The sequence below is a fragment of the Exiguobacterium sp. s40 genome, from assembly GCF_018617905.1.
GTDB lineage: Bacteria > Bacillota > Bacilli > Exiguobacteriales > Exiguobacteriaceae > Exiguobacterium > Exiguobacterium mexicanum_A.
In genome coordinates this window covers 301,926-312,736 of record NZ_JACSLC010000001.1, presented here as the reverse complement: position 1 = coordinate 312,736, position 10,811 = coordinate 301,926, and the positions used below count along the sequence as shown (strand labels likewise).

Annotated in this window: 12 protein-coding genes; 10 read left to right on the top strand and 2 right to left on the bottom strand. The window is 53.1% G+C overall.

The genetic code is table 11. The features are described 5' to 3' along the window. On the top strand, positions 1-77 hold a 77-nt coding region (locus KNP02_RS15030), incomplete at its 5' end, for an IS3 family transposase (protein WP_353048771.1). A 122-nt stretch (positions 78-199) separates the two neighbouring features. Next, complete coding sequence (locus KNP02_RS01575) at positions 200-1,165, top strand: L-lactate dehydrogenase (RefSeq protein ID WP_214706638.1); 966 nt, start codon at positions 200-202, stop codon at positions 1,163-1,165. A gap of 35 nt (positions 1,166-1,200) precedes the next feature. Here the strand turns inward: KNP02_RS01575 and KNP02_RS01570 are convergent, their stop codons facing one another. Beyond that, the gene (locus KNP02_RS01570; protein WP_214706636.1) at positions 1,201-2,583 is read right to left on the bottom strand and encodes an alanine/glycine:cation symporter family protein; all 1,383 of its coding nucleotides are present in this window, start codon (positions 2,581-2,583) and stop codon (positions 1,201-1,203) included. Between the two features lie 92 nt (positions 2,584-2,675). Here KNP02_RS01570 and KNP02_RS01565 point away from each other — a divergent pair, with 92 nt between their 5' ends. From KNP02_RS01565 to KNP02_RS01530, 8 genes are all read left to right on the top strand, one after another. Beyond that, positions 2,676-2,948 carry an acylphosphatase gene (locus tag KNP02_RS01565; RefSeq protein ID WP_034778432.1) on the top strand — a complete coding sequence of 91 codons (273 nt, stop codon included), beginning with the start codon at positions 2,676-2,678 and terminating at the stop codon, positions 2,946-2,948. Positions 2,949-3,189: 241 nt separating this feature from the next. After that, the gene (gene brnQ / locus KNP02_RS01560) at positions 3,190-4,509 is read left to right on the top strand and encodes a branched-chain amino acid transport system II carrier protein (RefSeq protein WP_214706628.1); all 1,320 of its coding nucleotides are present in this window, start codon (positions 3,190-3,192) and stop codon (positions 4,507-4,509) included. Positions 4,510-4,623: 114 nt separating this feature from the next. Further along, positions 4,624-5,805 (top strand): MFS transporter, encoded by a 1,182-nt coding sequence (locus KNP02_RS01555; RefSeq protein ID WP_034778427.1) that lies wholly within the window; start codon positions 4,624-4,626, stop codon positions 5,803-5,805. Between the two features lie 17 nt (positions 5,806-5,822). After that, positions 5,823-6,668, top strand: coding sequence for a DUF72 domain-containing protein (locus KNP02_RS01550; protein ID WP_214706626.1), 846 nt, complete (start codon positions 5,823-5,825; stop codon positions 6,666-6,668). Between the two features lie 14 nt (positions 6,669-6,682). Next, complete coding sequence (locus KNP02_RS01545; protein WP_251129082.1) at positions 6,683-8,023, top strand: bifunctional metallophosphatase/5'-nucleotidase; 1,341 nt, start codon at positions 6,683-6,685, stop codon at positions 8,021-8,023. Positions 8,024-8,071: 48 nt separating this feature from the next. Further along, the gene (locus KNP02_RS01540; RefSeq protein ID WP_214706624.1) at positions 8,072-8,452 is read left to right on the top strand and encodes a YutD family protein; all 381 of its coding nucleotides are present in this window, start codon (positions 8,072-8,074) and stop codon (positions 8,450-8,452) included. A gap of 155 nt (positions 8,453-8,607) precedes the next feature. Then, positions 8,608-8,913 (top strand): hypothetical protein, encoded by a 306-nt coding sequence (locus KNP02_RS01535; RefSeq protein WP_214706618.1) that lies wholly within the window; start codon positions 8,608-8,610, stop codon positions 8,911-8,913. Between the two features lie 103 nt (positions 8,914-9,016). Beyond that, positions 9,017-9,691 (top strand): DUF975 family protein, encoded by a 675-nt coding sequence (locus KNP02_RS01530; protein ID WP_214706616.1) that lies wholly within the window; start codon positions 9,017-9,019, stop codon positions 9,689-9,691. Between the two features lie 35 nt (positions 9,692-9,726). Here KNP02_RS01530 and glpX read toward each other — a convergent pair whose 3' ends face one another. Continuing rightward, a complete protein-coding gene (glpX, locus tag KNP02_RS01525; RefSeq protein ID WP_214706613.1) occupies positions 9,727-10,707 on the bottom strand; it encodes a class II fructose-bisphosphatase in 981 nt (326 codons plus the stop codon). Between the last annotated feature and the right edge of the window lie 104 nt (positions 10,708-10,811).

Sequence of the window (10,811 nt, the reverse complement as noted above, 5' to 3'; positions counted from 1 at the left end):
ACCATCATCGTTATCAATGGAACATGAAAAAGATGACTCCCGTACAGTACAGGAATCATCTCCTTGAATCAGCATAAGTTTTTTTATTATTGTCCTTTACAAGGGGTACAGATTACAAGGGAGTTCGCTTTTTTTGTCGTGAAACGAAGGCGAGTCGGGTATGCTAAGAGAGAGACTGCTTTTAGGGAGGAATGATTGAATGGAAGCGATTGATCCAAAAGACATCACCCGCATCGCCGTCGTCGGCGCCGGCTGGGTCGGTATCAGTTTCGCCTATCAACTGTCGATGGCGGCGCTCTGTGAAGAGCTCGTCTTGATCGACTCGAACCACGCCAAGGCCGAAGGGGAGGCGATGGACCTCAACCACGGCATCTCGTTCGCGCCGAGCCCGGTCCGGATTTGGGCAGGGGACTACTCGGACTGCCGTGACGCCGATATCGTCGTCATCACGGCCGGTGCCGCTCAAAAGCTCGGTCAGACCCAGATGGACCTGGCCGAACAAAACGCGGTCGTCGTCCGTGACGTCACGAAACAAATCATGGCGAGCGGGTTCGATGGCATCATCGTCGTCGCCACGAACCCGGTCAACGTCATGGCGCACGTCGCCTTTGAGGCGTCAGGTTTGCCAAAGCACCGCGTCATCGGTTCAGGTACGGTGCTTGACACGGCCCGTCTTCGTTATAAAGTCGGTGAGTACTTCGACTTGTCATCACGGAACTGCCACGTCTATTACATGGGCGAGCATGGCGCCGGGGGATTCGTCGCCTGGGACAATGCCCGCATTTACGGGAAGTCGATGAAACAGTTACTTGAGGAGAATGAATCGTACCGCCAAGAAGATTTGGATGCCATCTATCAAGGGGTCCGCGATGCGGCGAATCAAATTATCGAATATAAGAGCGCGGCGTACTACGCGATTGGGCTCGGGCTCCTCCGGATCGTCCGCGCCATCGTCCGGAACGAGAACTCCGTCGTGACGATCGGTGCTCATCTCGACGGAGAATACGGTGCCTCTGGGCTCCATATCGGCGTACCGGCCTTGATCGATCGGACCGGTATCCGCCAAATCGTCGAGATCGAACTGACGGACGAGGAACAACAACAGTTCGACGCCTCGGTCGGACGGATTCGTCAAGCGATCGACAAGATTGAATCGAGTTCATAAAAAAGGCCCGGCTGCGATTGCAGCCGGGTTTGTCGTTACGACGCCTTCTTCTCGGCGACGTCTTTCTTATAATATTTCTCGGACGTGAAGAACTCGGTCGTCAAGCGCTTCACTTCACCGCTCAACATCAAGACGGCGATCATGTTCGGGATGAGGATCATCGCGAGCATGAAGTCGAGGAAGTTCCAAATCATTTGGGCGCCGCCGATCGCACCGATGACGATCGAGGCGATATATACGACTTTCATCAACTTCCCTGCAGTCAAACCGAACAAGTACTCAGCTTGGCGCGATCCGTAAAAGATGATGACGATAATCGTCGACAAGACGAAGAAGATGAGCGAGATCGTGACGAGCAGGCTACCCGTGTATCCGAAGTACTGTTGGAATGCGATCGTCGTCAGAGCGGCCGGATCGTTCATCGCGCCATCCTGCGTCCATACACCAGAAGACAAGACGACGAACGCCGTCGTGCTGCAGATGATGAGCGTATCGATGACGATGCCGATGACGGCCCAGAAGCCTTGACGGACCGGATGATCCGTCTGAGCGGCCGCATGGGCGATCGGAGCCGTCCCGAGTCCCGCCTCGTTCGAATAGAGACCACGGGCGAAGCCCCAACGAATCGTCTCGGCAATCGCGGCACCGGCGAAACCACCAAGGGCAGCCATCGGTTGGAACGCGTACGAGAAGATGAGCCCGAGTACTTCCGGGATTTGCGAGAAGTTCATCAAGACGATGATGAACCCGGCACCGACATAGACGAGCGCCATCGCCGGGACGATGACTTCTGTTACTTTGGCGATTCGCTTCACTCCGCCGAAGACGACGAGGGCGACGAGTCCGGCGACGGTAATCCCGGTCACGAGCGTGTTGCCGTCGAATGTCTCACGGACGGCCGAACTGACGGCGTTCCCTTGGACCATGATGCTCGGGATGAGTTCAATCATGAGAGCGAAAGCGAACCAGGAAGCGAGCCATTTCAACTTCAAGCCTTTGGCCATATAGTAGACGGGCCCGCCGACGAATTCCCCGGCCTCGTTTTTCTCGCGGTAACGGACAGCGAGGACGCTCTCTGAGAACTTGATGGCCATCCCGACGACGGCGATGACCCACATCCAGAAGATGGCCCCAGGTCCCCCAAACATGATCGCGGCCGGTACCCCTATAATGTTGGCGGCACCGATCGTCGACGACAAGGCCGACGTGAGTGCTTGGCGAGGACTGATGTCGCCTTCGCCTTTTGGTTTTTTAAAGACACTGCCTAACGTTTGTTGCAATATGTATAGCGGGTATCGGAATTGGAAGAATCCTAACCGAATCGTCAAATAGAGTCCAGATAACACGAGTAACGAAATGATTGGCACACCCCACAGCCAATCTGAAAACCTCGTCACTACATTCACAAGTTGATTCACATCATCACTCCTATCCAGTATTTTACTTATATATTTTTGCCTAACTAGACGGGGGCTAAACCCATTCTTTCGAATCAAAGGAGGAAACATAGATGAAACAAGCACAGCATCTCATCGTATCAGGCCGGGTCCAAGGGGTCGGTTTCCGCTACTTCGCTCAAGCGACAGCGCTTGAATACGGCATCACGGGTTGGGTTCGGAACTTGAATGACGGGACGGTCGAACTTCAAATCGAAGGAGACGCGGAGAGACTCGAATCTTATAAACGTGCTTTATATGACGGCAATCGTTTTGTCGGGGTCGAACGCATCGAAGCCGAAGAGGCGACGATCGAATCCTTCCGGAAATTCGATATCCGTTATTGACCATTTCTCTCATAAAGAGCAATCCTCCCTCATTTACTCGCCGATAATTTGTAAAATGAGGGAACGGTTCCATATGAAAAATCCACATTTCAAAAAAATAAACATCATTTATAAGGATAGGGTGGTCAAAAAAATGAAAGTGTGTATAATGAAATAGACCGAGCGCTTTATTGTCAGAAAATTTAGTCATTTGATTCATTGGGTAACACGGAAGGTATTACATGTATGTGGAGGTAGTTGTATGAAAAAATCGACATTATTCCCGTTAGCGTTCACGATTTTCGCATTATTCTTCGGGGCCGGGAACTTGCTGTTCCCACCGATGCTAGGTGCGATGGCAGGACAGAACCTCGTCCCAGCCCTAGTCGGTTTCGTCATTACCGGCGTCGGGCTACCATTACTCGCGCTCTTCGCAGTCGCGCGGGTCGGCGGTGGGTCTGACCAAATCGCTCGGTATATTCCGAAGCGTCTTGCTCTCGTCTTGACGGGATTAATGTACGTGGCAATCGGGCCGTTCTTCGGGATTCCTCGGACGGCAGCCGTCACGTATGAGATGGGAGTCGTACCGTTCCTCGGTGCGCCATCTACGCTCACGCTCGCAATCAGTTCAACTGTCTTCTTCGGATTAACGTTCTTCTTGACGTTACGCGCTCAAAAATTGATTGAAATCATCGGACGCATCATCACACCAATCCTCTTGCTCTTGCTTGCGGCAATCGGAATCACGAACCTCGTGGCTCCACTCGGGAAGCCGGTCGCACCAGCAGAAGGATATGAGACATGGATCGGTGCGCTCGGGGAAGGTTTCAAACAAGGTTACTTGACGATGGACGTCTTCGGCGCACTTGTCTTCGGGGCCATCGTGCTTGTCACGCTCAAAGCGAACGGTATGACAGACCAAAAAGAAGCGTCTTCGCTTCTCCGCTCGTCAGGCTTACTTGCCGTCACATGTTTGATGCTCGTCTATATCTCGCTCGGATCGATCGGAGCGAATATGACGGGTCAAACGGGGACGACAGATGGCGCAAGCTTGCTTCAAGCGTTCGCCGGTTCTTCATTCGGACAAGTCGGAATGCTCGCACTTGGGGCAGCAGTCTTCCTCGCTTGTTTGACGACAGCGGTCGGGCTCATCACTGAGTTCTCACGCTTCATCAGCAACACGTTCGAATCACTCAAGTATTATCAGGTCGTTATCGCGACGACGTTGTTCGGCTATCTCATCTCACTCGTCGGAATCGGTACGTTGATTCAAATCGCGGGACCGCTTCTCACGCTCTTGTATCCGGTCATGATCGCACTCGTTCTCGTGTCGATCACGGAACGGATTCAACGCAACCCTCACGTCGCCATGAAGGCGACAGTGTATACGGCCCTCGTGCTCTCGCTCTTTGAGACGACACACGGTTTGGCGCCGTCTGCTGCAACCGAATGGATCACGAACTTGCCGATGGCTGAGATCGGGCTCGCCTGGGCGGTTCCAACGTTGATCGTGTATGTGATTACGCTTTTCTTACCGAAACAACGTTCCAATCAATTACTCGCTCAATCACGCATCTCATAAGCAAGTGAACGAACACCCATCCTCTGGTCAAGGATGGGTGTTTTGCTGTCTTATCGTTTGCTCATTCCATTCATCAACAAGTAAAATGAAAGGATGAAAAGGAAGTGACATACATTGACGACTAAACAAAAGAAACAATTGGCGATTCTCATGTTGAACATGTTCATCGCTGTAGCAGGATTCGGGATCATCATTCCGATCATTCCTGATTATTTGAAGATGATCGGAGAAGGCGGCACTGCTGCCGGTCTCATGATCTCAGTCTTCGCAGGGGCCCAGTTGCTCATGTCGCCGATCGCCGGGAAATGGGCGGATGTTTACGGACGCCGTCTAATGATTATTTTAGGTCTGATCGGCTTTACCGTCTCGATGGGCGTCTTTTACTTATCTGACAACCTGACCGTCCTCTTGATTTCACGGGCAATCGGCGGCGTCGGGGCCGCGCTATTGATTCCGGCGATTTTCGCCTACGTGGCCGACATCACCACACTCAAGCAACGGGCGAAAGGGAACAGTTATATTTCCGCGGCAATGTCGCTCGGGATCGTTATCGGACCGGGGATCGGTGGTTTCTTCGCTGAGTTCGGTTTGAAGGCGCCGCTTCTCTTGTCGGCGATCGTCTCGTTCGTCGCCGTCATCTCGTCGATCATTCTATTGAAGGAACCGGATCGAGAGCCATACGTTCAAACGAGCGAGAGCGAGTCGTTGCCGCGCCAACTCGTGTCGTCGACACGGAAGCCGTATTTCTTCGTGCTCGTCATCAACTTGGTCATGGCGTTCGGTTTGATGGCGTATGAATCTGTCCTCGGCTTGTTCGTCAGTGAGACGTTCAGCGCGACACCGCAACAAATCGCGGTCATGATCACCGGGACAGGCATCGTCAGCGTCATCGTGCAGCTGTTCGCCGTCGACCGTCTCGTTTCATTGCTCGGTGAGATCAAAGTCGTGCTCATCTTCATCATGCTCGCCGCGCTCGGCTTCTTGTTCTCGCTGTTCGCCGGGTCTTACACGATTTTCTTCGCCGTCACGTTGATTATCTTCTTGTCGACGTCGATTTTACGACCGGTGTTGAATACGCTCGTGTCGAAAATGGCCGATAAGGAACAAGGGTTTGCGATGGGGATGAACAACGCCTATATGAGCATCGGCAATATCGTCGGGCCGACGCTCGCCGGGATTGCGTTTGATATCGATATGCGCTATCCGTTCGTGATGGGACTCGTCCTGTTGCTCGTGACGTTCGCCGGAACGTTGAACTGGTCGAAGCGGAAAGCGACGGCCACGTTCGAACAATGATGTGAGGAGGGAACATGATGATTTATGTCGGTGTGACGGGATGGGGCGACCACGATTTGCTCTATACGAACCCGGAAGAACGTAAACATAAACTGTCGACCTACGCGGGGCATTTTCCGACCGTCGAGATCGATTCCTCGTTTTATGCGATTCAACCTGTGAAGAACTATGAGAAGTGGAACCAGGAGACACCAGAAACGTTCCAGTTCGTCGTCAAAGTTTCCAGGGAAATGAGCGGACATGACCGCGAACCGAAATTACCGCTCGCCGAACTGTTCGAACGATACCGGACCTCGGTCGAACCGTTGAAGCAGGCCGGAAAACTACGGGCCGTGCTCGTCCAGCTGCCGCCGTGGTTTGACGTCTCAAAGCCGCATCTCGATTATTTGCGGACGATTCGCGACGAGTTGAAGGACTATGACATCGCGATCGAGTTCCGCAACCCGACTTGGTTCTCCAAGGCGTTCCGGGAGCGGACGCTCGCTTTCTTGACGGAACTTCGGTTCATCAACACGATCTGTGATGAGCCGCAGACGAAAGAGAGCAGCATCCCGTTCGTGCCGGTCGTGACCAATCCGGAAGTGGCCGTCGTGCGCTTACACGGGCGCAACACGGCTGGCTGGCTTAGAAAACCAGGAATGACGAGCCAAGAGTGGCGTCATGTGCGTTGTCTGTATCGCTATAGTGAAGACGAACTGCAAGAGCTCGCGGCGGCGCTTAAACAAGTCGACGCAGCGGCGAAGTCGGTGTACGTCTACTTCAACAACAACTCGGCCGGAGACGCGGTACCGAACGCCAAACGGTTGATCGAGATCCTCGGTGCCGAATATGAGCTCGCCCCGAGCCAAATCAGCCTGTTCTAGGAAGGGGAATCGTCTTGAGAACGATCACGATGTATCATTATAATGACTTACATTCGAAATTTCATAACTGGCCGCGTCTCGTCTCGTTTTTGAACGAGCACCGGACAGAAGAGACGCTCGTCTTCGATCTCGGCGACCATGCCGACCGGACCCATCCGGCGACGGAAGTGACGCGGGGACAAGTGAACGTCCGCCTGCTCAATCGCGTCCAACCGACGGCGGTCACGATTGGGAACAACGAAGGCATCACGTTCCCGCATGACTGGCTCGCCCATCTATACGAAGAGGCGGAGTTCCCGGTGTTGCTCGCGAACGTCTATCAGGCGGATGGCACGAGACCCGATTGGGCGACGGAGACGCTCGTCGTCGAACGAGACGGACTCCGCATCGGGCTGTTCGGCGTGACGGCACCGTATGAAGAACTTTATCCGGAACTCGGTTGGGCCATCGAAGCCCCGCACGCGGCGACGAAACGTGCGCTTGAAACACTTCGAGACTGTGATGTCGTCATCGCCCTCAGCCACCTCGGTTTTTACGCCGATGAGCGGCTCGCCGAAGCATTTCCGGAAATCGATGTCATCCTCGGGGCCCATACCCATCACGTGCTCGATGACGGGGTCGTCACGAACGGCGTCCTGATCGCCCAGGCCGGCAAATACGGGCAATACGTCGGGGAAGTGGAACTCACCCTCGATGGGAACCGAATCATCGAGAAGCGGGCCAGTTTGCACGACTTAACGGAACGAGAGACAGATGAAGCGACGATTTCGACCTTACAAGAAGAATACAGCCAAGCCGAGCGGCTGCTCGACGTGACCATCGCTGACACGCCGGGTTATCCGAGCGACTGGTTCGGCCCATCTGCCCTCGGTGAACTGTTGGCAGGCGGGCTTGCGGACTGGTGTGACGCTGAAGTGAGCGTGATCCCGGCAGGCGTCCTATTGGAAGGGTTATTGCCGGGGCACGTCACGCTCAATATGCTTCACCGCATCTGTCCGCATCCGATCAATCCTTGTCTGCTCTCGCTGGACGGAGCCACGCTGATTCGTTTTTTAAACGATGTCCAAGAAGAAGCGTTCACGACGATGCATGTCCGTGGCCTCGGATTTCGCGGAACGGTGCTTGGTGCCCCGATTGTCCACGGACTCGAGTTGAGGCATGGTCGCTATTACGTCCACGGTCAGGAAGTCGAGCTCGATGAGATGTATCGCGTCGCCACGGTCGACATGTTCACGTTCGGTCCGCTCCTTCCTTACTTGGCCGACCAGACGAAGCGTTACTTCATGCCAGAACTGCTCCGTGATGTGTTGCGGGAAACGATTGTGACACGCCATAATGCCATCCGAAAAGGATAGGGGCGGGGCCGGTCGGCATGATATGATAGGAGAGTGGAGGTGTGAAACATGATTAGAGTGAATCGCCACGGCTATACCGTCATCGAAGAAAAACGGGACGGTTTTGACGAGGAGGCATTCATCGCACGCTATAGCGACGTGCTCGATAAGTATGATTATATCGTCGGGGACTGGGGTCACGGACAACTTCGGTTGAAAGGATTTTATGAGACAAAATCCAAATTCGCGACATATGATAACCGGATCGACCATGTGATGGATTACGTGTATGAATACTGTAACTTTGGGTGCCCGTTCTTCGTGCTCAAGAAAGAGACGGAAATCGATGAGGCGGAAGACGGTCCGGTCTTCGGCGGCACGAAACAACCGCTCAAACTGAAACGCAAATTCAATAAGTCGGAAGAAGCTGAACCTTCGACCGGCATATGACGCGCTGATGACATCAGCGCTTTTTTGTTACATTTATTTTCCAAATGTTTCTTTTAGGTGAAAAGACGGTGTGACAGGTTTAGGGGTGGGAAAATTGTGATAACTTATATTTATAGCAATTGTTTCTGTTCGGGTTTTGGAAGTGAGGTGGAAGTATGCAACACGTACAAACGGCGACCGTCGGTGACCGCGATGACGTCCACAACCGAATTCATAACTTCGGTCTGGGCTTACTTGCGATGTTGTTCTTCGGGTTAGGGAGTATCATGACGTTTTACTTCACGGCCGGAGTCCTTCTCTATGAGGTTGTCCACGTATTGCTGATCCGCCGCTTTGAATATCGCCAGGCGTTTCTGAGAAGCCGTCTATTTAAAATCATTTCGTTGGCGGCAGTGGCCACAGGTGTGCTCTTATTTATTTTATCGATGTCACAGTTTTTCATGGGCAATGTGATGTATTGAGGGGGAGGGGAAAAACCTTTTCCCTTTTTTCGTGGTTTTTTGAAACTTTTCTGGAGGCGATGACGTACACTTAGGAAAGACCTCATAAAAAGGATGATGAAAAATGACTGTACAGTTAAAACAACATGCACAAAAAATGTTAACCGGAAAGCGTTGGCTGATGGCCGGGCTATTAATTTTATTCGTCGTCTTGAACGGGATTCCACAATCGTTCGCGCCGCCTGTCCCTATAGACCCAGAGGCGATACCGACAGCGGCTGACACGGGACTTACGTTCTTGTCGCTTCTTCTCACTTTGTTGATTGCACCGCTCACGATCGGCTGGGCGTGGCTCGTCCTTTCCGTTTCACGCGGCGAGCGGCCAGGCGTCTCAAAGTTGTTCGAGCCATTTAAAACGGGCTACGTCAAGCACGTGCTCGCCCCATTTTTCATGGGATTGTTCATTTTCTTATGGACGTTGCTCCTCGTGATCCCGGGAATCATCAAAGGGTTCTCGTACTCACTGACGTACTACATTTTACGGGACCAACCGGAACTATCGGCCCTTGAGGCGATCACGGAATCACGCCGCATGATGGATGGGCATAAGATGGACGCGTTCAAACTCGTCCTCTCATTCATCGGTTGGTTCTTCGTCGGGGTGTTCACGCTCGGAATCGGTTTCTTGTACGTCTACCCGTACTTCACGACGACGTACGCGACGTTCTACGACTCGATTCGTCAAGCGGAACGACTACAGACAAACCATGCCGGAACGGATTTCGAACAAGGATTCTAAACGAAAACCTCCGCTCATCGAGAGCGGAGGTATTATCATGCGTTGATTTCTTGTTTTTGGAGGTATGGCTTGAGTGACAACGTGTGCTCGGCGACGACTTTACGAATCGTCTTCGTTTTCGAGCGCATGACGAGCGACGTCGTTTCGACGATATCGTCCGTCAAGAATTTGACGCCGTCGAGCAGTTCGCCTGACGTGACGCCTGTCGCCGCAAAGATGCAGTCATCGCTCTTGACGAGGTCGTCGATTGTGAGCAATTGGAGCGGGTCGTCGATGCCCATCGAGATGACGCGCGCCGTCTCTTCTTCGTTCATCGGGTGAAGGCGTGCTTGCATGTCGCCACCGAGCGCTTTGACGGCCGCTGCCGTGATGACGCCTTCCGGGGCGCCGCCCGTGCTGATAAAGATGTCAATCGGATTTGATTTGACGGCTGCCGCGATTCCCGCCGAGACGTCTCCGTCTTCGAACAGCTTGACGCGAGCGCCCATGTTCATCGCCGCTTGACGCAAGTGCTCATGGCGATCACGGTCTTGCATGATGACCGTGACTTCTTCGATACGCTTGCCGTTATAGAGGGCTGCCTTCTCGATGATCGATTCGAGCGGTTCGTCGAGCGAGACTTTCCCTTTTAAGTTCGGTCCGACGACGAGTTTATCCATATACATATCCGGTGCGTGGAGGAGGGCGCCTTTATCGGCAACGGCGATAACGACCATCGCGTCTCCGAGTCCTTTAGCCACAATCGATGTTCCTTCGAGTGGGTCGACCGCGATATCAACTTCCGGTCCGAACGTCGTGCCGAGTCGTTCGCCGATATAGAGCATCGGTGCCTCGTCGAGTTCGCCTTCACCGATGACGACCGTGCCGTCCATATTGACCGTTCCAAGCACTTCGCGCATCGCTGATGTGGCTGCGTCATCCGCCTCGTTTTTTTGACCGCGGCCGATCCATTTTGATGAGGCAAGTGCTGCTGCTTCAGTTGCCCGTACGATCTCTAGCGCTAATTCTCGTTCCATAGTGTTGTACCCTCCACGTGATGTCTGTTTAATGTGTCATACTATTTGCTGTGTTTATCTGTGTATTAGTGTATCACAATCGAATAAATGATGTAAATAGGAGA